Origin of the sequence: Haloechinothrix alba, assembly GCF_900188115.1 — a bacterium.
GTDB lineage: Bacteria > Actinomycetota > Actinomycetes > Mycobacteriales > Pseudonocardiaceae > Haloechinothrix > Haloechinothrix alba.
The window spans coordinates 132,636-153,695 of record NZ_FZNW01000008.1 but is presented as its reverse complement, the minus strand read 5'-3'; the positions used below and the strand labels follow the sequence as shown (position 1 = coordinate 153,695).

The following is a 21,060-nucleotide window of genomic DNA, read 5'->3' as shown; positions in this document are numbered from 1 at the left end:
ACTTGCGCGGGGTTGCGCCGCTGGATGTGGTGGGCGTTGCCCGCGACACGATCCTGACGTGCGGCAGTGCCGTTCATCCGCACGCCGTTTCCGCGGTGGCCTGCCCGAACAAAGGCGTGTCGACCAGCAGGTACGCGGGGTTGCCGGACACGCCCTATGCAGGACAGGGGGTGCCGTCCGCCGGTACGTCCCCATCCGCGAGGAAGCCGTGCACGCGCTCGTTCACACAGCCGGACCGACCGATCGCACCGTGCCCGGCGCCCTGCCAGGACAGCGTGACCGAGGTCGGCATCTGCATCGCGCGTCGCAGGCTGCCTTCCTCGGGCGTCACCGGGTCGGCCGCCGTCGTGACGACCAGGATCGGGGGGACGTCATCGGTGATCCCCTCGGCCGGTTGCTCCTCCACGGTCGGCCACGGCGCGCACCAGGCGAGCCGCTGGGCGAGGAGGCCGCCGAAGACCGGGAACCGCTCCCGCCACTCGGCGCTGGTCTCGTTGATGCGGTCGGGGCTGAGCCGGGTCGGTGTGTCGTTGCAGCGCGTTCCCCATGCGGTGTCCACCGTGGGCGGTCCGTTGATGGTGGCGTGCAGCATCGGCTCGGTGAACGTTGCCAGGCCGGCCGCGTCGCCGTCGAGCGCATCGGCGATGCCCTCGGCCAGTTCCGGCCACAGTTCCCGGTCGGCAAGGCCGGCCCGGATGGCCCGCAGCGCGAGAGCGGGTCCCATCAGCTCGCCCTGCGGCGTGCGGAGCGGGTCCGCTCGCAGCTCCCCGGTGAGCTCGGTGACCGCCGCCTCGGCGTCGTCCAGTGGGCAGTCGTCGCGCGAACAGTCCGCGGCGAAGGCCCCGAGCGTGGCCTCGGCCCCCTCGGCGATGCCTTCCAGCCTGTTGGCGTGGTCGTCGGCGGGGTCGGGGATCCCGTCGAGGGCGAACCGGCCGACGGTGTCCGGGTAGCGCTGCGCGTAGAGGTCGAGCACCTGGGATCCGTCGCCACGGCCGATCGCGTGCAGCCGGGACATCCCGAGCTGCTCCCGGATGTGTTCCAGATCGCCTGCGCTGCGCCAGGAGTCCAGCGCACCCTGTTCGTTGCCGAGCTCGATGGTGCACTGCTGGCCTGCGCTGCCTGCTGTGTCGATCAGCGGTTTGAGGTCGTCGGCCGCCGGGTCGAACCCCAGCATCCGTGCCCTGGTATCCGGCTCGATGCAGTTGTTGGGGTTGGACCGGCCGGTGTACCGGCGGTCGACGCCGACGAGCGAGAACGTCTCGAGCATCTCCTCGGGCAGCTGACCGGCCAACCGAGCCGCGTACACCCCACCGGGCAGGCCTCCGACGTCGTTGACGACGAGCAACGGGATATCCCCGTTGCCGATCCTGGTCAGGGACAGCCGGATCATGCCGCGGTCCGGGAGGCCCGGTGGGTCCAGCACGCTGCTGACCACCGCGCAGTCGACGCGCATCGAGCCGGGAACGTCCTGCTCGTCGATGCGGTCGCGGGCATCTCCCTCGCAGTCCTGCCACGCGATGCCGGGATGCTCCGGCTGCTCCAGCGGGGGCAGGGGCACTTCCTCCGCGGACCCGTCGGAGTCCCCGGTCACCGGATCGTCCTGGGCGATGACCGCGGGCCGTTCGGAAGGCCCGGGGACGCAACCCGCCAGTAGCGTCGCGGCTGCGACGGCGAGCACCAGCCCCCGACCGGCTCGGCCGCGAAGTCGAGCAGGTGGCACCCCACACCCTCTTCCTCACGCGCTGTCGTGTCTGTCGTCTGCCACTCTTGGCGTCGAGCATGGCAGAGCCGAGGTGAGTACCCCGTAAGCACCACCGCTCCGGGAGGATGACGCGTATGGAGTGCGATCGCGATGCCGGCACGGCCGCCGGATCCCACGGCACCGCGGGAGACACACGTGACCAGCGGCCGCTGGAGGGCGTACGTGTCGTGGCGCTCGAGCAGGCTGTCGCGGCTCCGCTCGCCACCCGGCACCTGGCTGATCAGGGCGCTACGGTGACCAAGGTGGAACGGGTCGGCGGTGGCGACTTCGCGCGTCACTACGACACGGAGGTACTCGGCCTGGCGTCGCACTTCGTCTGGCTCAACCGCGGCAAGGAGTCCGTCGCGCTGGACGTGAAGACCCGGGCGGGCGGCGAGGTGCTCGGCGCGCTGCTCGAGCGGGCGGATGTGTTCGTGCACAACCTCGGGCCCGGCTCGGCAGCGAATCTCGGCGTGGACGCCGGGACGGCCGCGGCAACGTACCCGGGGCTGGTCGCCGTCGAGATCTCCGGCTACGGGCGGAGCGGGCCGTACAAGGACAGGCGGGCCTACGACTTCCTGGTGCAGGGGGAGGCCGGCGTGGTCTCGGTTACAGGGACTCCCGACTCGCCTGCCAAGTCCGGCATCCCGATCGCCGATATCGCAGCGGGAATGTACGCCTACTCGGCCACGCTGGCCGCACTGTTTCGCAGGGAACGCACCGGAGTCGGCGCGTCGGTGCACGTGAGCATGCTGGAGGCGCTCGCGGAATGGATGGGCCACCCGCTGTACATGGCGACCTACGGGGGTGGTGCCCCGCCGCGTACCGGTACGGCGCACCCGGCGATCGTGCCCTATGACGCCTATCCCACCGCCGACGGTGACCTGGTGCTCATCGGGGTGCAGAACGACCGGGAATGGGAACGCCTTGCGCGGCAGGTGCTGGAACGCCCTGAGCTGCTTGATGACCGGGAGCTGGCGACCAACATCGGCCGGGCGCGCAACCGGGAGCGCGTCGACTACCTCGTGACGAAGGTGACCTCGGGGCTTCCGACAGGGGAGCTGCTCACCCGCCTGGACGAGGCATCGATCGCAGCAGGCAGGCTCAACTCGGTTGCGGGGCTCGCCGAGCATCCGCAACTGCGCGAGCTGGGGAAGTGGCAGGATGCCGGCTCGCCGGTCGGCCCGCTGCGGATGCTGTCGCCGCCGGCCATGCCGGACGGCGTGCCGCCAGGGCACGGAGCGATCCCGCGGCTGGGAGAGCACACCGACACGGTGCTCGCACGGCTGGGGTACACCTCGCACCAGGTCGCACGGTGGCGTGCCGACGGCGTCGTGGCGTAGTCGATCTCGAGCCGAGGGATGCTCCTCCGGTGCACCGCACGTACCCAAGGAGTCCTTCGGCTCGCACTCACGTGCCGGTCTCGGCTGCCGGACGGCGGTAGCGCAGCAGCAGGAAGCCGTCCTCGTGCAGCACCGAGGCCAGTTCGAACCGGTGGAGGTGCTCGGCAGGGGGACCGGCCGCGATGCGATCGGCACCGGCGCCGGTGGCCAGCGGGGCAACGGTCAGGCACAGCTGGTCGACCAGGTCGGCGGCGAGCATCCCGGCGAACAGCCGCGGGCCGCCCTCGCAGTCGATTCGGTAGAACCCCCGATCGCGCAGGGCGTCGAGGGCGCTCGCCAGGTCCACCCTGTCCTCTCCTGCGGTGACCACCTCGGCGCCTGCGTCGCGGAGCGCGTTCGCACGCTCGGGGGGAGCAGCCTGGCAGGTCAGCACGATGGGCGGCACGGAGGTCTCGACCAGCACCCGTGCCGTTGGCGGGATGGCGCAGCTGCTGCTGACCACCGCGATGGGCGGTACCCCGGCCAGCCCGAGCCGCGTGCGGCGTTCCAGACGCCGGGCGCTGGGTTTGACGCCGGCGTAGTTCTCGGCGAGCACGGTCCCGACCCCCGCGAGAACCACATCAGCCAGGTCCCTGCCGAGCGCGAACACGCGCCGGTCCACGGGGTGGGACAGCCCCGACGAGCCACCATCGACGCTGGCGGCTCCGTCGACCGAGGCGATGAAGTTCGCCTGCACCCACGGCCGTTCGAGTGGTTCAGGGTAGGCGTAGAGCGCCTCGAGGTCGGCGTCGCCGACCGCAGGTGTCGCCGCTTCACGCGGTGTCATCGGCCACAGCTGGTCCACGCGTTCATCCCATCACAGCGGCAGGCCAGCTACGCTCCCGCCATGTCCCTTGGTCCCGAAGCAGGCCCCGACACCGCAGGCGAGGACGGTGTCGACGTGTCCGCGGGCAGGCTGGCCGACCGGTGGCCCACGGTCAGTGCCGACGAGCTGGTCGGCGCGCTCGTCCCGCCGCCGCGGTTCGACACCGTCCGGTTCGGGACGTACATCCCCAACCCCGATGAACCCAGCCAGCAACACGCCGTAGCCGCGGGCGCCGCGTTCGCCGCGAGCGTGGCCGCACGGGCAGCGGCCGGTGGGCGCCGCGGGTGGCGCGCACTGCTTCCCGGCAGGCTCGGCACGCCCAACGCGACGGCGCGCGGGGACGGGACGCGCGGCCTGTACTTCGACGGCGGGTTCGGGGTCGGCAAGACGCACCTGCTCGCCTCGTTGTGGCACGACGTGCCGGGGCCGAAGGCGTACTGCACGTTCGTCGAGCTGACGCACCTCGTGGGGCTGCTCGGGTTCAGCACGGCGGTGGCCAGGCTCGCCGATCACCAGCTGCTCGCCATCGACGAGTTCGAACTCGACGACCCCGGTGACACCATGCTGGTCACGCGCCTGCTGCGGGAGTTGATGGCGGCGGGTGTGCACGTGGCAGCGACCTCGAACACGCTGCCGGACAAGCTCGGCGAGGGCCGGTTCGCCGCGGAGGACTTCCTGCGTGAGATCCAGGCCTTGTCGGCACGGTTCGAGGTCGTACGCGTGGACGGCCCGGACTACCGGCATCGCGACGCGGTGGACGCGCCCGATCCCGTCGGCGAGGGCGAGCTGACGGCATCGGCCGCCGCGCTGGACGGGGCGACGATGGACGACTTCGGTGTGCTGTGCGAGCACCTGGCGCGCCTGCATCCCTCGCGGTACGGGCGCCTGCTCGACGGGGTGGCAGCTGTCCACCTGCGCGGGGTGACCGGGGTGACCGACCAGAGTGTGGCGCTGCGCCTGGTCTCCTTCGTGGACCGGCTGTACGACAGGGCGATCCCGGTGGTCACGTCCGGGGAGCCGCTGTCCGTGTTGTTCTCCGAGGAGATGCTGTGTGGTGGCTATCGCAAGAAGTACCTCCGGGCGCTGAGCAGGCTGACGGCACTGGCGCGGGAGTCCGACGCGAGCAGCATCTGACCGGTGGTCGCGACGCGTCCCGGCTGCCGCAACTGCCACAACGCATCACGGCCGGCTCCGGCTACCCGGTGAGCACCCCGGCGATGGCGTCGATGCCGCTCTCCAGCTCCGACTCGTCGATGACCAGCGGTGGAGCGATCCGCAACGTCGACCCGTGCGTCTCCTTGCACAGCACACCCTTGGCGGCGAGCATCTCGGACGCCTGTCGACCGGTCGGTCCGTCCGGTGCGATGTCCACGCCCGCCCACAGGCCGATCCCGCGCACCGCGTCGACGCCGCGCCCGACGAGCTCGCCGAGCCTGCCGTGCAGGTGCGCGCCGAGCTCTGTGGCGCGGCGCTGGTACTCGCCGGACCCGAGCAGGCGGACGACGGCCCGGCCGACGGCGCACGCCAGCGGGTTGCCGCCGAACGTGGAGCCGTGCTGCCCGGGACGCAGCAACCCGAGTACGGCCGCATTCCCCACCACGGCCGAGACCGGCAGGATGCCCCCGCCGAGTGCCTTACCCAGTGTGTAGAGGTCCGCGCGTACCCCGGCGTGGTCGAGTGCCAGCACGGTGCCGGTGCGCGCGAGACCGGACTGGATCTCGTCGGCGATCAGGAGTACACCGCGCTCGTCGCAGAGCCTCCTGACCTCGGCCAGGAAACCCGGCGGCGGGGTGACGACACCGGCCTCGCCCTGCACGGGTTCGAGCAGCACGGCCGCGGTCCGTTCGGTGATCGCGTCGGCGACGGCGGACGGGTCCCCGTAGGGGACCGTGACGAAACCGGGTGTGTAGGGACCGTAGTCCGTACGCGCATCCGTGTCCTCGGAGAACGAGACGATGGTCGTGGTCCGGCCGTGGAAGTTGGAGCTCATCGTCACGATCTCCGCGGTACCGTCCGGTACCCCCTTGATCCGGTAGGCCCACTTCCTGGCCACCTTCACCGCCGACTCGACGGCCTCGGCACCGGAGTTCATCGGCAGCACCATCTCGGTCCCTGTCAGCTCGGCGAGCTCCCGGCAGAAGGCTCCGAACTGGTCGTGGTGGAACGCGCGGGAGGTCAGGGTGAGCCGCTCGAGCTGCGCCGACGCGGCCGCCACGAGGTCGGGGTGGCGGTGACCGAAGTTGAGCGCCGAGTAGCCGGCGAGGAAGTCGAGGTAATCGTTGCCGTCCACGTCGGTCACCCAACAGCCCCGCCCTTCGGCGAGAACGACCGGCAGCGGGTGGTAGTTGTGCGTCGACCAGCGCTCGTCCAGCTCGATGTACTCGGTCGCGGCTCGCGTGCGCAAGGAGTTCGCGGTCAGCGTCATATCAACAGCATAGGCCTCCGGATGCGCGCGAATCAGCACGACAGTATTGCACGCTGCGACGATTCGTTGTGCGTATATCCCGCCGGCAAGGTGGTTCGTTGTCCGCAGTCGTGTAGCCGGGACGATGACTGCTGTACCCGGCACCGACCCGTACCGGTATGCGGGCACAAGCGGTCGCCGGAAGATAGTCTTCGACAAGCCGTGAACAGTCGCGCATACCCGTATACAGATGAGGAGCTCGTTCGGTGACCGGATCTGGCACGTTCCTGCGCAGGCTCGCCCGCACACAACGCTTCACGCTGGGAGCGCCGAGGGACTTCCGGGTCGCCTCGGACGGCTCACGCGTGCTGTTCCTGCGCAGTGCGGACGGCTACGACCGGCAGCACGACCTGTGGTCGCTCGACCTGACGTCCGGGCGCGAGGTGAAGATCGTCGACGCCGAACGCCTGCATTCCGGCGACGAGAACCTCCCGGACGAGGAGCGGGCACGCCGCGAACGCAGCAGGGAAACCGGCGGCGGGGTGGTGCGGTACTCGGTGGACTCGACGTGCGAGACCGCAGCGTTCACCCTCTCCGGCCGGCTGTTCACCGTCGACGTCGCCACCGGGGCGATCTCCGAGTACGCCACGGCCCAGGGGGCCGTCGTCGATCCGCGGTTGAACCCGCAGGGCACGCATCTGGCCTATGCCTGCGGGGGCGCGCTGCGGGTGATCGCGCTGGACAGCGGTGTGGACGTCGAGCTGGTTTCCGAGTCCGATCCGAACGTCAGCTGGGGGGTCGCGGAGTTCATCGCCGCCGAGGAGATGGGCAGGTCCGCCGGGTACTGGTGGTCGCCGGACGGGCGGTTCCTCCTGGCGCAGCGCAGCGACGACTCGGCCGTGCCGCGCTGGACGATCGCGGACCCGGCGCAGCCGGAGCGCGACGCGCGGACGGTGCCCTACCCGGCCGCGGGTTCGCGCAATGTCGCGGTCTCGCTGGCTCTGGTCGGCCTGGACGGGACGGTCATCCCGGTCCGGTCGGGGGACTGGGAGTATCTGGTCGCGGCGCACTGGTCGGAAGGCGGCCCGCCGCTGATCTCCGTGCAGTCCCGTGACCAGCGCCGGGTGGATGTCCACGCCGTCGACACCCGGGACGGCAGCACGACAGTGCTGCACAGCGAGACCGACCCGAACTGGGTGGAGCTCGCTTCCGGCGTGCCGGCGTGGACCGCGGACGGGCGTCTGGTGTGGATCGCGGCAAGCGACGGCGCGCACCGCCTGGTGATCGACGGCAAGCCGGTCACCGAGCCGCGCGTGCAGGTGCGCTCGGTCCTGCACGTCGGCACGGAGGTCCTGTTCTGCGCCTCGGAGGACGACCCGACCCAGATCCACGTCTACCGCACCGAAGGCGACAGCGTGCTCCGTGTGTCGACCTCGGATGGCGTGCACATCGGGGCTGGTACGGCCGGGACGACGGTGCTGTCCAGCTGGGGGCTCGATCACAGCGGACCACGGGTGGCCGTGCTGGGCCCGGGGCGAACCGAGGTGCCGGTCGGCTCGTACCCGGAAGAGCCCGGGATGGAACCGAACCTCGCCGTGCACGTGGTGGGGGAAAGGGAGCTTCGCACCGCGTTGTTGCTGCCGACGGGGTACCGCGAGCAGGACGGGCCGCTGCCGGTACTGCTGGATCCGTACGGGGGGCCACACGCCCAACGTGTGCTGTGCAGCCGCAACGCGTTCCTGTCCGCGCAGTGGTTCGCCGACCAGGGCTTCGCGGTGGTGATCGCCGATGGGCGGGGGACTCCGGGGCGAGGGCCGGACTGGGAGAAGGAAGTCGCCGGTGATCTCGCAGGCGTGACCCTGGCCGACCAGGTCGACGCGTTGCACGCGCTCGCGGCGGAGCGCCCCGAGCTGGACACCGGCCGGGTCGCGATCAGGGGGTGGTCCTACGGCGGCTATCTCGCCGCGTTGGCGGTACTGCGCAGGCCCGAGGTGTTTCACGCCGCGGTCGCCGGAGCGCCGGTGGTGGACTGGTCGCTGTACGACACCCACTACACCGAGCGGTACCTCGGCCACCCCGAGCGGGAGGCCGAGGCGTACCGGCGGAACTCGCTACTCGACGACGCGAAACGGTTGAGCAGGCCCTTGCTGATCGTGCACGGCCTGGCCGACGACAACGTCTTCGTGGCACACGCCTTGCGGCTGTCCTCGGCACTGCTGGCGGCAGGCAGGCAACACACCTTCCTCCCGCTGGCCGGGGCCACGCACATGACGCCGCAGGATGAGGATGTCGCCGAGAACCTGCTCTGCATGCAAGTGGACTGGTTGCGCAGGGAGCTCGGCGTCACGTGAGCGGGCAGCGCCCGCGAGGGCACCCTCGGACGCCGGAGAGCTGCATGGAGAGGCAGGTACCGTAACCGGACGGCGTTCCCGCGCCCAACACAGTGGGCCGGGACGCCTGACACGCCGGCGTGGTGGTGCGCGATGCTGGGTTCGAACCAGCGACCTCTTCGGTGTGAACGAAGCGCTCTCCCGCTGAGCTAATCGCGCCGGATGCAGGAAGAACTCTACAATAGTCGTCGCCGGGCCTCTCAGACGGGTCGGACGGCGTGCTCACGGTTCGCGAGCAGCCGGCCACGGAGTGAACAAACGCCTAGTCATAGGGTTACCGTACCCCTGACGTGATCGAACTCGCTTAAGACATTCGCGGGACATTGCTGTCGCATGGCGGTTTCAAAGAGCAGTATGTACCCAGTAACATCAGGCGCGCTGAAACTCGATCGGGTGATCTGGGTGGCAATCGCGAGCGAACAGGCGGCCGTGGCCGTCCCACGGGTGAAGCTCGGCCGGCGTAACGGTGCCGGGGAGGGAGAAGAAGGGTAGAACGATGCGCAACGACCACGTAACGCTTCGCTCGGCCGCGGTGTTCGATCTGCTGGCACCGCAAACACCGGCGGTTCCGGTCAAGGTCGAGTTGCGGTATGACACCCGTGACCCGTACGCGGTGGTCGCGGCGTTCCGCACCGGCCGCGCGGGCTGGGTGGAATGGGTCTTCGCACGCGACCTCGTCGCGGACGGGTTGCTCGCCGAGGCGGGGAACGGGGATGTCCGCATCCGGCCGTCCCTCGAAGAGCCCGAGTCGGTGCTGGTGGAGCTGAACTCGCCTTCGGGGCACGCGGTGTTCGAGGCCTCGGCGCAGGAGCTCGCCGACTTCCTCGACCGGACCTACGATGTGGTGCTTCCGGGGAACGAGCACCTGTGGGTGGATGTCGACGAGGCGTTGACCCACCTCATGCCCAACGACCGGGCCTGATCACACCGGATGTGTCCCCCCGGTTGTCGAAGCCGATCAAGGGTCTTATAGAGTACTTCCTGCGTCACCGCGCAGGGCCGGGTTCGGTCCGGCGCTGGCGAGATGCGGACGTAGCGCAGCTGGTAGCGCATCACCTTGCCAAGGTGAGGGTCGCGGGTTCGAATCCCGTCGTCCGCTCGGATGGGGTCCTCCACTCGGGGACTCCCTTCCTGCGATAGCCTCACAGGAGGTCGGGATTACCCGGCGGAGTGGCCGAGTGGCTCAGGCAAGGGCCTGCAAAGCCCTGTACGCGGGTTCGATTCCCGCCTCCGCCTCGCGCGATTAGCTCAGCGGGAGAGCGCTACCTTGACACGGTAGAGGTCGCTGGTTCAAACCCAGCATCGCGCACCATCCGTCCAGCCCCCTGACCAGCAACGGCAGGGGGCTGACTGCTGTCTCGGGGCAGCCCCGGATCGAACCCGAGCAGATGATCCCGCCCCTGCCGGGCCTGCCTGCTCGGGAACGACGCGGGGACATGCCGCCTGCCCGGTAGGAATGCATCCTTTGTAGACGGCTGCCGCGCCGCTCCGTCACCACCCGTGGATCACGCGGAATGTAGCGAGCGCGCATGCCGCCTGCCACGTCACCCCATCCGCTGGACCACGAGAGTGACGATTCCGAAGAAGCGGTTGATAGCAGGCAAAGTCTACGCTAAGAATGACCCGATAGAGGGATCGAAGATCCTCGTCGGGGGACAGTCCGGGTATAGATAACACGCTCAGTGAACGTACCCGCCGTGGCGAGGTGGCTGTGCGCTGCGGTTCGGGCCGGTTCACCGCGCTGAGCGCCGGTATCCGAGGGAGAGCGCGTGCGGGACCAGCAGGGGGCAGCGGCTACCGGTTCGATGCCCGATACCGTCCATGACCCGGCACCCGTCGACCTGGCTCATGGCAGCAGGCGCGGCAAGGGGCCCGGGCTGGACTGGGAGCGACGGTACCGGGCGACGGTGGTCGCCGGTGACGTACTGCTGGTACTCGCTCTCGGTGCCGTGTGCGCGGTCGGCGCTGCATTCGGGGCGTGGCAGACGATGCGCCCGGAGATGGCTGTCGTGGCGGTGTTGGCGATGCTGACGGCGCTACCGGCCCGCCGTGCGTGGGCCGAGTCCGTGCTCGATGAAGGGGTCGAGGAGTACCGGGCAGTCATCGTGGGTACCTGCACCGCTGCCGTGGTGATCGCGCTCATCGGAACGTTCCTTCCCGATACGGACGTACGGCCGTGGGTCTTCGTGGTCGTTCCCACGATGGGTGTGCTGCTCCTGGTCTCCCGATACGTGCTGCGGCAACTGCTGCACCGGGCACGGCGATCGGGCGCGTGCCTGCTGCCGGTGCTGGCGGCGGGCGACGTGGCCAGCGTGCGCGAGCTGATCGCACGGACTCGCGAGCACCCGCACGTCGGATGGCGGGTCGAGGCCGCGTGCGTCGTCGCACAGGACCGGGAGCGCGATGTCGGGGAGATCGACGGCGTCCCGGTCATCGGTGGCTACGACACGCTGACCGACCATGTACGCAACGGAGGCTACCGGGTCGTGGCCGTGGCACCCGCGGCGTACTGGACCTCCGACCGGTTGCAGCATCTCGCGTGGAACCTGGAAGGCACGCCTGCCGAGCTGGCGGTGGCACCGACCTTGATGGATGTCGGCGGCACGCGGCTCAACGTCACCGGAATCCTCGGACTGCCGATGCTGCGTGTCACGCAGCCCGCCTTCACCGGTGCGGGACGGCTGTTCAAGGAGGTCGCCGACCGGGTGGGCGCCGCCGCGTTGCTGATGCTGGCCGCGCCACTCATGCTCGCGATAGCGGTGGCCGTCAAGCTCGACGACGGCGGGCCCGTCTTCTACCGTCAACGCAGGGTGAAGCGGGACGGCGCGATGTTCACGATCTGGAAGTTCCGCACCATGCGAACCGGTGCCGATGCCGAGTGGGCCGCCCTTGCCGCGCGTGAGAACGACTCGGACGGCCCGCTGTTCAAGCTCCGGGGCGATCCCCGTGTCACCCGTGCAGGCGCCGTGCTGCGGCGCTTCTCCCTCGACGAGCTCCCCCAGCTGCTCAACGTCCTCGGCGGGAGCATGTCCCTTGTGGGGCCACGACCGGCGTTACCGGAGGAAACCCAGGCGTACGGCCCTGTGGTTGGGCGACGGCTCCTCGTCAAACCCGGGATGACGGGTCTGTGGCAGGTGAGCGGCCGCAGTGACCTGTCCTGGCAGGAGGCCGTGCGGCTGGACCTGCGGTACGTGGACGACTGGTCGCCCGCGTTGGACCTGATGATCCTGTGGAAGACGGCGCGGGCCGTGCTGCACGGCAAGGGTGCCTACTAGGGCGTCGTCACCGTTCGCGGTCGGGGACGAGCAGGTCCGCTGCGATTCCGGCGAGCCCGGCGCGGTAGGTGGCCGGTGCGAAACGTTCCAGCGCGGCCGTTCGCGCTCGCTCGGCGATGCGGCGGGTGTGCGGCCAGTCGTCGAGCATGGCAGCTATCGCGTCCGCGAGCGCACGGGGATCGTCGCGCGGTACGACCGAACCGTAGGTGCCGTGCGCGACCGTCTCCGGCAGGCCCTGGGTGTCGGTGACCACGACGGGGACGCCTGCCAGTTGGGCCTCGACGGCCGTGTTGCCGAACGGCTCCACCCGGGAGGGAACCAGGGCGATGTCCGCCCGCGCGTAGGCCTGCCAGACATCCTCGGTGAAGCCGCGTAGCGAGACCCTTCCGGTCAGTTCGAGCTCATCGACCCGGGAACGAACCTGCTTCTCGAACCACTCGTAGCCGGTGAAGGCCGAACCGACCAGGTCGAGGGTGACGTCGTGGCCGTCCCGTAGCAGCTCGGCCACGGCCTCCACGGCGACGTCGGTGCCCTTGCGCGGCGACAACCGCCCGACGAGAACCAGGCCGACCGGATCCGGGACGTGCGCGGGAAGCCGTACAACGTGCCCGGGGCCGGCGACACCGTTGTAGAGCAGCCTGCTCGTGCGCGCCAGCCTGGGCAGCGCAGCGGTGACCGATTGCCGTGTCGCGGTGCTGTTGACCACGACCGTGTGCGCGGCCAGCAGCGGCGCGGCCAGCGCGACGCGGACCGGCGCGGCGACCTCGTCCTCGGCCTCGTGCACGTGGGCGATGACAGGCTTGCGAAACATCCGGGCCATGAGTATCCACTGTGGAACAGTAAGCGTGTTGACGTACACCACGTCCGGCCTGCTGTCCTTGAGCAGCCCGAGCATCCGCGGGATGGCGCGCACCGAGTCCACGATGAGCCGAAACAGGCCTGCCGGTCGCAGCGCGGACTTGCGCAGGACGGCGGTGGGGCAGCGCACCACGTCCGCGTGCTCGCGAAGCAGCCCGGCAAGGGGGCCGTCCTCCGGCAGCGCGGCGACCACTCGCCAGCCTCGCTCCGCAAGGGCCACGACCGACTCGGCGAACATACGATCGGAGCCGTACAGCTCCGCCGAGGGGTGCACCATGAGGGCAACCTTGCCTGTGCTGCTCAACGAACCTCCCCAGTGTGACTACAGGACCGGACGCTCCCGATGACCGGCTGTGCCACGCGCGACAAGGACCCAGGCGAGCAGCAGGTACAGCCACGTGAACGCCGCGTTCGCCGGCGTTCCCAGCTCCTCGGTGAATACCGAGTTCGCCACCATGCCGCACAGTACAGACAGCACGATGACGCCGTCGACGCGGACGGTGCCGGTGGAACCGATGAGGCGGGCGGCGGCGATCCCGATCGTCACGAGCAGCGCGAGCCAGATGATCCCGCCGACCAGCCCCGTGTCGACCAGCAGGTTCACCAGCGCGTTGTGGCCACCCCCGAGTCCCATGGCCTCCAGGAAGACGCCACGCGAGGCAGCCAGACCGGAACCGTACAGCGGATGGCGGGCGACCTGCTCCATGGCAAGGGACCACAGTTCCGTCCTGGCGTTGAGGGTCGACAACCGCTCGGCCGACTCACCGCGTGTGACGAACTCCCCGATGGCGTGCCAGCTGGTCAGCGCGACGAGGCCGAGCACGACCGCGCCGAGGGCGCCGACCTCCACCTTGCGGCTGCCGCGCCACCTCGTCCACACCACCACCGCCGTTCCCACCACGGCCCCGAACACCGCACCCCTGGTGTGGGTGGCGACGAGCCCACCGGCGCAGGGCGTGAGCAACGCCAGGTAGACGGGAAGGGGCCAACGAGGTCCCGCGCGATCCAGGCGGTGCGTGACCAGGTAGGCGATCAGCAGCACCACGGCGATCCCCAGCATCTCGCCTGCCTGGACCGGATGAACGTGCAGCCAGGTGAACCGTTCCGGCTGGGTGGTGCGGGGGAACGGCACCAGGACACCGAAGAGCACGGCGGCCGTCAGGAGCACGCAGTAGGCGTGCGCGACACGGTGCAACGCTGCGGGCCCTGCGTACCGCAGGAGCGCGGTGAACAGGACGAGGACCACGATTACCTGGCCCGCGCGCACCACGGCCAGCGACAGGTAGGGCGAGTACACGGCGGACAGGACGAGGACGCAGCCGAAGCCGTACCCGAGCGCGTACGCGGGCAGCCCGTCGTCCGGTCTGCGCCGCCGGGGTCGTGGCCGGAAACGGAGCAGAACGAACGCGCCGACGCAGGCGTAGGTGGCGACTTCCAGCAGGACGAACAGGTCGGGTCTGCCGGAGACCGCCTCGTCCTCGTCGCGGACGCGAAACTGGAACTCGCTCACGACGATCACGGCGAGCACGCACATCGACGGCCACCACGGTACGGAGTGCGACCCCCGGCCGGTCGGTCGTGTTGCGGAGGCGCGTGCGTCGCCTCGTGGGTTTCGGGGTAGCAGCATCCCTCGTCCTCGTCGTCCGGCTCGCCCAGCCTACCGGGTAGTGCTGTGACACGCGCCCGAGCCGCGACCGCCGAATCACAGTGGGTTCTGCGACGCACGCATGCCTGCGGTCGGGTCCGTTGGGAGCAGCGCGCTACGCCGTTTCGCCCAGTTTGCTCGTATTCGGGTAACGATGTCGCGGCTTCGGCGTACATCCCTGGCGGAACGTGACATACAGGGTGCGTTGTCCGAAACGGTGCGCAGGTGGCTGCGTGCGAGGTGATCCGGCTGTGCATGCGGGGAGCATGCGGGGAGCAGGCAGGGGAGGAACGTGAGAATCGAACCGGCGATGCGGCGACAGGCACGTCGACGGGCGGGAGGCCATCCGCACGGTCCGGACCGGCGCGTGCGGATGCGCTGCGAGCACCACCGGCGCGGTACCGTTCGGGTTCGTTGATGCGGATCGCGATGATCGGCACGCGCGGCGTACCCGCGCGATACGGGGGCTTCGAGACGTGCGTGGAGGAAGTGGGGCGCCGCCTGGCCTCTGCCGGACACGAGGTCACGGTGTACTGCCGCGGTTCCGCCTCCCCTGGATGCACGGCGGCTCGGGACGGCGACTACCTGGGAATGCACCTGGTTCACCTACCTGCCGTGCGGCACAAGGCGCTGGAGACGTTGAGCCATACGGCGTTGTCGACGGCGCACAGCGCGCGTCGTGGACCGGACGCCGCGTTCGTGTTCAACGCGGCGAACGCGCCGCTGCTGCCCGTACTCCGTGCGTGCCGGGTTCCGGTCGCCACCCACGTGGACGGCCTGGAGTGGAAACGCGGAAAGTGGGGGCGCGCAGGCCGCCGGTACTACCGGCTCGCGGAGTCGCTGGCCGTGCGATGGTCGGATGCGTTGATAGCCGACGCGCGCGGCATCCAAGAGTACTATATGGACCGCTTCGGCGCGTCGAGCGAGTACATCGCCTACGGTGCTCCCGTCCTGGACGGTGTCGGCAGTTCACGGCTGGCCGAGTACGGGCTCCGGGCGGGTGAGTACCATCTGGTGGTCGCACGCTTCGAGCCGGAGAACCATGTGCACCTGGCCGTCGAGGGGTACCGGGCAGGCGGCTGCCGGTTCCCACTGGTTGTGGTCGGCTCGGCGCCCTACGCCGGCGAGTACGTCGCGCGCCTCACCCGGCTGGCGGCCGGGGACGAGAGCGTCCGGTTCCTCGGAGGAGTATGGGACCAGGAGCTGCTCGACGAGCTCTATGCCAATGCCCTGACCTACATACACGGGCACTCCGTCGGCGGCACGAACCCTTCGTTGCTCCGCGCGATCGGAGCGGGCACGGTCACCCTCGCCTACGACGTCGGATTCAACCGGGAGGTGCTGGGGCAACGGGGGCAGTACTTCGCCGCGCCTGACGAGCTGGCACGGCTGTGCACGCGGACGGAGGCCGCCGATCCCGCGGTGATCGCCGAGCGTGGTCGGGCACTGCGCGCTGAGGCCGCTCGCTACGACTGGGACGAGGTCGCCGGGGCCTACGAGACGCTGGCGGGGCGACTGGCGAGGCACTCGAGGTCCGAGTCCCGGTGGGGAGCGTGACCCGGGGAACACGCCGGTGCGGGCCGCACCGGGACAGGAAGAGAGGTAGACGACAGATGCGTGTGACACGGTGGGCGGTCACGGTGCTGACCGCGTCGCTCGCCTGCGCGATGGTGGTAACGGTCCCCTCGGTGGCCGAGCCCGACCAGCCGCCCGAACCGGTGACGGCCGGAGCCATGCCCGCGCCGCAGACCGACGGGACCGTATTCGCGATCACGATCGTCGGCGACACGGTGTACGCGGGCGGGCGATTCGACACGGCCCGACCCTACGGCGAGGAACCGGGTGGCCCCGGCGAGGTGGAGCGGCACAACCTGCTGGCGTTCGACCTGCACACCGGCCAGTTGCTGGACTGGTCCCCCGAGGTCGACGGAACGGAGTTCAGCTCGTCGAACGACGAGCTCGCCGCCTGGTGCACCGGTACAGGTGAGGACCGGTGGGTGTGCGACTCGGTCTTCGACATCGAGGCCGGCCCGTCGGGGGAGACGCTGTACGTGGGCGGTGACTTCGACAGGATCGACGGGCAGTGGCGGTCCAGGGTGGCCGCGTTCGACACAGCGGGTGGGAACCTCCAGCCGTTCGACCCGGCTGCCGACGGCCGCGTGCGATCGGTGTCGGCCACAGCCGACACCGTGTACTTCGGGGGTGATTTCGGCGCCGTGGGCGGTCACGAGCGCGCAAGGCTGGCCGCTGTGGACACCGGCGGCGAGCTTCTCGAGTGGTCGCCCCGTGCGGACCGGGAAGTCTGGTCGGTGCTGGCGGTCCCGGAGCTGAACCGTGTCGTACTCGGTGGCCGGTTCGGCACGGTCAACGGCGCCGACCGGCAGGGGATGACGGCGGTCGACGCGACGGAGGGCAGTCTCGTTCCGTGGGAGGCCGAGGTGCCCGGCGGGGGAGAGGCCGTCACGGACATCGTCACCGACGGTTCCGGTACAGCATGGTTGAGCGCCTTCGACTTCGGCAGCGGCAGCGTACGGTTCGAAGGGCGCATGGCCGCGGACATCGCCACCGGAAAGGCCCACTGGTGGGACGGCTGTTACGGGGACAGCTTCGGTGCGGCTGTCGCGGACGGTGTGCTCTACAGCGTCTCGCACGCCCACGACTGCGCGGCCAGCGGCGCCGTGCCGGAGGAGGGTGCGGACTTCCGCTACTTCCGGCTCCTCGCGCAGACCGCGGATGCGCGCGGCACGGCAGAGCATGATCACAACCACGTTGAGGAGGGTGACCCCGTTCCGGAGGTGTTGCCGTGGTTTCCCAACACCGACAGCGGACCCTCCGACAGCTACTTCCAGCAAGGCACCTGGGCGATCGACACCGACGGGCGGTATGTGGTCGTCGGTGGGGAGTTCACCGGGGTGAACACGCATTCAAGGGACAGCAGGCCACAGCAGTCCCTGACCCGGTTCGGGGCCCGCGGAGTCGACGGCGCGGTCGACAACGGCCCGCAGTTCCCGTTCCGCGCACCGCGGTTGAGCCGGACGTTCCCGATCTTGGGCAGCCCGGTCATCCGCTGGGACGCCACGTGGAACGCGCAGAACGGCGAGATGACGTACCAGGTGATGCGCGAGGGCACCGACGAACCGATCCACGAGGTCACCGTCGAGTCGCGTCCGTGGGACCGGCCGGAACAACGGTTCGTGGACAGGGGCGCGCGGTCCGGCACCTACTGGATCAGGGTCGTCGACGACGACGGTCAGGTGCTGCGCTCGCCGAGCTCCACGCTGTGACCGGCGTGCCGGCGCCGCGAACGGCAGGCCGCTACGGACGGGGCAGTACACCGATGACGGGGGTGTCCCCGCCGGCGATGCCGAGCTCGGCGGCAACGTCGTGCGGGATCGGCACGCCCGCGCGCCGCCCGGGCGCGTCCGCGCGGAGGCTGAAGTCGCCGTTGCCGGGATCGACGAACGGGGACAGCAGCGATGCGGCGAGCTCGTGCTCGGAACCGGAACGTTCGAAGCCGGTCGTCTCGCGCAGCTCGGCGAGCGAGGTGAAGTCGCTCCGTTCGCCGTCGCCCATGACGAGGGTCAGCAGGTGGCCGGGCTCGTCCGAAGAGGACCAGAGGTAGGCGTTCCCGTCGGCTTCGGAAACGAACGGCGGGTTGCCTGCGGGGTCGTCCTTGCCGTCGACCGCGTCGATGATCGGGCGATCGTCGACGCGCTGGGTGATGTAGTTGTTGACCAGGCGCACGTTCTCGGTGACCCACGTCAGGCCGAGCCCGGCACTGTACGGATCGGACTCGGGGCTGCGCGGGTCATTGTAGATTCCCGTGCTCAGCTCGTTGCCTGCGAACGTGTTGTGATACACGCCGATGTCGTCGGAGCTGGATATCTTCAACCCCGCCCCGCCGTTGCCTTCCAGGGCGTTGGACGCGATCAGTGCGCGGGACGAGACCTCGTAGTACAACCCGTGCCGGAGGTTGTCGGCGGATACGTTGTGTACGACGGTGGCGTCGGTGCAGCCGAGATCGCACCACCACCCCGTTGCGAGGTTGCCGGTGAACGTGTTCCGCGCGATGTGCGGGCGTGCGGTCCGGGTGATCTTGGTTCCCGCGGCGCCGATGGCCTCGCCGCTGAGCGTGAACCGCCGCAGGTTGTTACCGGTCACGGTGTTGCCGGTCATCACGAGGCCGTCCGCTCGGTTGGCGAGCAGTCCTACGAGGCCGTTGTCACCGAGCCGGGTTCCTGTGACGATGGCACCGGGCTGGAACACCGCGAGGCCGGTGGAGGCCGACGAGACGAAGGCAGCGGAGTCGACGGTGACATCCGGGGCGTTGACGACGACCATCGCCGAGCGCGCCCCGTAGTCCTGGCGCGAGGCGTACTGGGCGACACCGATGCCGAGGATGGTGCTACCGGCTGCCCCGGGTCCGTCGAACTGCAGCAGGTGGTCGTGCGTGGCGACCTCCACGAGCTTGCCGGTGGGGTCGTCGCCGATCACCACGGCGGGGTCGTCGGTGTCCACGAAGAACGTGCCGGGCTCCACCTCGTCGCGCCCGGAGACCTGCCGCAACGGCGCACCGTTGACGAACACCATGTCGGGCCGGCCGGCGAGGGGATGCTCCGGATCGATGATCTCCGGAACGAAGCAGTCGCGGCAGAAGTCCGGCACCCAGCCGGTGTGTTCCCAGTACTGCCCGTTGCCGGTCCAGTCGTCCACCGGGGTGCTGCCGCGGAACCAGACCCGCTCGCCGGGGTAGGCGCGGATCGTCAGCCTCTTGCGGACCATGCCGACCGACTCGCGGTAGACACCGTCGCGCAGGACGATCGTGGCCCCAGGCTCGGCACGGTCGATCGCCGCGCCGAGCGTGCGCAGTGGCGCGTCGGCAGTGCCCGGGTTGTCGTCGGCGCCGTCGGTGGCCACCAGCAGCGCGCCGTCGGGCACCGGGGCGTCGGTTCCCGCCAGTGGCGGTTCCTGGTAGCGCTCGCCTGCCGGCTCGGTGCCGGACCGTACGGGTGAGCCGTTGGACATCTGCAGGACGAGCACGGCAGCCAGCGATACGAGCAGGATGAGCAGTGCCAGGTACCGGATGCCCGAGCGGGTATGCAGGGCGCGCGTCAGAGAGCGGCCTCCGGGCATGTCAGCCGCCGGTCTCTCGGTGCGGACCGGAGTGCGAACCGGACATGGTGATGAACCTCCGGAGGGCACTGCTCGAGGTGTGCACTGTGTACGGGAAGTACACCACGCGAGCACCGACCTCGCTCAACAGGCCCTCGAGTCGCAGGCCGGCTGGTGTGCCGCGCCAGTCGTCGCCCTTGAACAGGACATCGAAGCGGTATCGGCGCCACGACTCGAACTTGTCGACGTACGGGTCGGCGACAGCCTCGTCGACATAGCGGATGTTGCGTACGATCTCGATGCGCTCCTGGAGCGGGATCACCGGTCGCTGTGCCTTGGCGGCCTCCAGCACGTCATCGGTGACCACGCCCGCGACGAGGTGGTCGCAGTGCTCGCTGGCGTGCCGGAGCAGGTTGAGGTGCCCGATGTGGAACAGGTCGTAGGCGCCGGGGGCATATCCGATGATGCTCATGAGGTGTACCTGCCCTCCGGTGCCGTGCCGGCTCGTCCGAGCGCGGAGACGTCCTTGTACCACTTCACGAGTGCGGCGGCCAGGAAGGCGGCATTGGCGACGAACAACGCCGCGTAGCCGATGGGGAACACCCGGGCGAACCCGAGAGTGACGAAGAGCAGGCACAGAACGCCGTAGTCGGTGGGCAGGACGAGGAGCGAGCGAACGGGCGACGATCCGGTCTCGGCCGCCACCCGGTCCGGCGTCGTGTGGCGGCGCCGCAGCTGCTCGTTGAGGATCATCGTGAAGAACATGACGGCGGCTACGAGATGGAATCCCAGCGGGACGAGCAGGAACTCCGTCGTGACGTCGAAGTGCCGGTACAGCGCGATGAGCACGGCGAGGTGCAGTGCGGATATCTTGATGCTGTCCACGACATGGTCGAGCCATTCCCCCTCGGGCGTGCCGCCACCGCGCAGCCGCGCGAGCTGCCCGTCGGCGGCATCGAGCGCGTAACCGAGCACGAGGGCCGCGGCCACGGCCAGACCGAGTAGCGGGGTCGGAGGTGCCGTCGCGATGAGACCGATCCCGCCGAACGTGAACACGGCGCTGATGGCGGTGACCCGGTTGGGCGTCAGGTTGGCTGTGAACGCGGCGGCCGCGAGCACGCGGCCCGCTTCGCGGTTGATGAAGCGAGAGTAGGCAGGCGCCCCCTTGGTGCTCTTCTGCGCGTCACGCAGTCGTGCCAGCGCCGTAGTGAAATCGGGTGTCGTCGCGTTCGTCATCCCGCCCCGTACGTACTCGGTCCCGCGGGCGGATCAGCGTGCCGGAGTATGACGCACGCCACCCGCGTGAATGGTGTTTTGACCCCCCACGAGAGTATTGCCCGTTGCTCACCTTGTCGTGTGGACGGCATGATTCGTTACGGCCTGGGAATCTGTCACCGCGCGTAGCAGCCCGGACCCGCGCGCCTGCC

The 21,060-nt window shown here is 69.8% G+C and carries 15 protein-coding genes and 4 tRNA genes; 10 read left to right on the top strand and 9 right to left on the bottom strand.

Translation table 11 applies throughout. The features are described from left to right. Positions 1–154: 154 nt before the first annotated feature. Positions 155–1,720 carry an alpha/beta hydrolase gene (locus CHB84_RS09620; protein WP_217898501.1) on the bottom strand — a complete coding sequence of 522 codons (1,566 nt, stop codon included), beginning with the start codon at positions 1,718–1,720 and terminating at the stop codon, positions 155–157. 116 nt (positions 1,721–1,836) lie between these two features. On the opposite strand from CHB84_RS09620, the gene CHB84_RS09615 reads away from it, so the two are divergent. Next, positions 1,837–3,084: a CaiB/BaiF CoA transferase family protein gene (locus tag CHB84_RS09615; protein WP_089301184.1), complete on the top strand. Its 1,248-nt coding sequence runs from the start codon at positions 1,837–1,839 to the stop codon at positions 3,082–3,084. 67 nt (positions 3,085–3,151) lie between these two features. Here the strand turns inward: CHB84_RS09615 and CHB84_RS09610 are convergent, their stop codons facing one another. After that, a complete protein-coding gene (locus tag CHB84_RS09610; RefSeq protein ID WP_089301255.1) occupies positions 3,152–3,910 on the bottom strand; it encodes a pyrimidine reductase family protein in 759 nt (252 codons plus the stop codon). 114 nt (positions 3,911–4,024) lie between these two features. Between CHB84_RS09610 and zapE the strand changes: the two genes are divergently transcribed. Then, positions 4,025–5,083, top strand: a complete 1,059-nt coding sequence (gene zapE, locus CHB84_RS09605) for a cell division protein ZapE (protein ID WP_245818656.1) — start codon at positions 4,025–4,027, stop codon at positions 5,081–5,083. Between the two features lie 61 nt (positions 5,084–5,144). Here the strand turns inward: zapE and rocD are convergent, their stop codons facing one another. After that, complete coding sequence (gene rocD, locus CHB84_RS09600; RefSeq protein WP_089301254.1) at positions 5,145–6,374, bottom strand: ornithine--oxo-acid transaminase; 1,230 nt, start codon at positions 6,372–6,374, stop codon at positions 5,145–5,147. 245 nt (positions 6,375–6,619) lie between these two features. On the opposite strand from rocD, the gene CHB84_RS09595 reads away from it, so the two are divergent. Then, positions 6,620–8,704 carry a S9 family peptidase gene (locus CHB84_RS09595; RefSeq protein WP_089301182.1) on the top strand — a complete coding sequence of 695 codons (2,085 nt, stop codon included), beginning with the start codon at positions 6,620–6,622 and terminating at the stop codon, positions 8,702–8,704. Positions 8,705–8,827: 123 nt separating this feature from the next. On the opposite strand, the gene CHB84_RS09590 is transcribed toward CHB84_RS09595, so the two are convergent. Beyond that, positions 8,828–8,902, bottom strand: a tRNA-Val gene (locus CHB84_RS09590). A gap of 337 nt (positions 8,903–9,239) precedes the next feature. Here CHB84_RS09590 and CHB84_RS09585 point away from each other — a divergent pair. The 5 genes from CHB84_RS09585 to CHB84_RS09565 all read left to right on the top strand — a co-directional run bounded on the left by CHB84_RS09585 (position 9,240) and on the right by CHB84_RS09565 (position 12,018). Beyond that, complete coding sequence (locus tag CHB84_RS09585; RefSeq protein WP_089301181.1) at positions 9,240–9,665, top strand: SsgA family sporulation/cell division regulator; 426 nt, start codon at positions 9,240–9,242, stop codon at positions 9,663–9,665. Between the two features lie 104 nt (positions 9,666–9,769). Then, positions 9,770–9,842, top strand: a tRNA-Gly gene (locus tag CHB84_RS09580). Positions 9,843–9,907: 65 nt separating this feature from the next. After that, positions 9,908–9,979, top strand: a tRNA-Cys gene (locus CHB84_RS09575). A gap of 1 nt (position 9,980) precedes the next feature. Further along, positions 9,981–10,055: transfer RNA gene (locus CHB84_RS09570), tRNA-Val, on the top strand. A 493-nt stretch (positions 10,056–10,548) separates the two neighbouring features. Then, positions 10,549–12,018 carry a sugar transferase gene (locus CHB84_RS09565; RefSeq protein ID WP_089301253.1) on the top strand — a complete coding sequence of 490 codons (1,470 nt, stop codon included), beginning with the start codon at positions 10,549–10,551 and terminating at the stop codon, positions 12,016–12,018. Positions 12,019–12,025: 7 nt separating this feature from the next. Here CHB84_RS09565 and CHB84_RS09560 read toward each other — a convergent pair whose 3' ends face one another. Beyond that, entirely contained in the window at positions 12,026–13,180 is a 1,155-nt protein-coding gene (locus tag CHB84_RS09560) for a glycosyltransferase family 4 protein (RefSeq protein ID WP_245818645.1), read from the bottom strand. 18 nt (positions 13,181–13,198) lie between these two features. After that, positions 13,199–14,410 carry an O-antigen ligase family protein gene (locus CHB84_RS09555; RefSeq protein ID WP_089301179.1) on the bottom strand — a complete coding sequence of 404 codons (1,212 nt, stop codon included), beginning with the start codon at positions 14,408–14,410 and terminating at the stop codon, positions 13,199–13,201. A gap of 528 nt (positions 14,411–14,938) precedes the next feature. Here CHB84_RS09555 and CHB84_RS09550 point away from each other — a divergent pair. Both CHB84_RS09550 and CHB84_RS09545 read left to right on the top strand, forming a co-directional pair. After that, positions 14,939–16,078, top strand: coding sequence for a DUF1972 domain-containing protein (locus CHB84_RS09550; protein ID WP_089301252.1), 1,140 nt, complete (start codon positions 14,939–14,941; stop codon positions 16,076–16,078). Positions 16,079–16,134: 56 nt separating this feature from the next. After that, complete coding sequence (locus tag CHB84_RS09545) at positions 16,135–17,805, top strand: PQQ-binding-like beta-propeller repeat protein (RefSeq protein WP_089301178.1); 1,671 nt, start codon at positions 16,135–16,137, stop codon at positions 17,803–17,805. 31 nt (positions 17,806–17,836) lie between these two features. On the opposite strand, the gene CHB84_RS09540 is transcribed toward CHB84_RS09545, so the two are convergent. Genes CHB84_RS09540 through CHB84_RS09530 form a run of 3 tightly spaced genes read right to left on the bottom strand, consistent with a single transcriptional unit; the run spans position 17,837 to position 20,869 of the window. Beyond that, positions 17,837–19,654 carry a right-handed parallel beta-helix repeat-containing protein gene (locus tag CHB84_RS09540; protein WP_245818644.1) on the bottom strand — a complete coding sequence of 606 codons (1,818 nt, stop codon included), beginning with the start codon at positions 19,652–19,654 and terminating at the stop codon, positions 17,837–17,839. A 1-nt stretch (position 19,655) separates the two neighbouring features. Continuing rightward, positions 19,656–20,105: an FAD synthase family protein gene (locus CHB84_RS09535; protein WP_089301177.1), complete on the bottom strand. Its 450-nt coding sequence runs from the start codon at positions 20,103–20,105 to the stop codon at positions 19,656–19,658. Then, complete coding sequence (locus CHB84_RS09530; RefSeq protein ID WP_089301176.1) at positions 20,102–20,869, bottom strand: CDP-alcohol phosphatidyltransferase family protein; 768 nt, start codon at positions 20,867–20,869, stop codon at positions 20,102–20,104. The genes CHB84_RS09535 and CHB84_RS09530 overlap by 4 nt, the downstream gene beginning before the upstream one ends. Positions 20,870–21,060 lie beyond the last annotated feature (191 nt).

Coding starts and splice junctions, on each gene's coding strand:
- CHB84_RS09615 (WP_089301184.1), top strand. CDS start 1,837: ATGGAGTGCGATCGCGATGCCGGCACGGCCGCCGGATCCCACGGCACC.
- CHB84_RS09610 (WP_089301255.1), bottom strand. CDS start 3,910: ATGACACCGCGTGAAGCGGCGACACCTGCGGTCGGCGACGCCGACCTC.
- rocD (WP_089301254.1), bottom strand. CDS start 6,374: ATGACGCTGACCGCGAACTCCTTGCGCACGCGAGCCGCGACCGAGTAC.
- CHB84_RS09585 (WP_089301181.1), top strand. CDS start 9,240: ATGCGCAACGACCACGTAACGCTTCGCTCGGCCGCGGTGTTCGATCTG.
- CHB84_RS09565 (WP_089301253.1), top strand. CDS start 10,549: ATGCCCGATACCGTCCATGACCCGGCACCCGTCGACCTGGCTCATGGC.
- CHB84_RS09555 (WP_089301179.1), bottom strand. CDS start 14,410: ATGTGCGTGCTCGCCGTGATCGTCGTGAGCGAGTTCCAGTTTCGCGTC.
- CHB84_RS09550 (WP_089301252.1), top strand. CDS start 14,939: ATGCGGATCGCGATGATCGGCACGCGCGGCGTACCCGCGCGATACGGG.
- CHB84_RS09545 (WP_089301178.1), top strand. CDS start 16,135: ATGCGTGTGACACGGTGGGCGGTCACGGTGCTGACCGCGTCGCTCGCC.
- CHB84_RS09540 (WP_245818644.1), bottom strand. CDS start 19,654: ATGCCCGGAGGCCGCTCTCTGACGCGCGCCCTGCATACCCGCTCGGGC.
- CHB84_RS09535 (WP_089301177.1), bottom strand. CDS start 20,105: ATGAGCATCATCGGATATGCCCCCGGCGCCTACGACCTGTTCCACATC.
- CHB84_RS09530 (WP_089301176.1), bottom strand. CDS start 20,869: ATGACGAACGCGACGACACCCGATTTCACTACGGCGCTGGCACGACTG.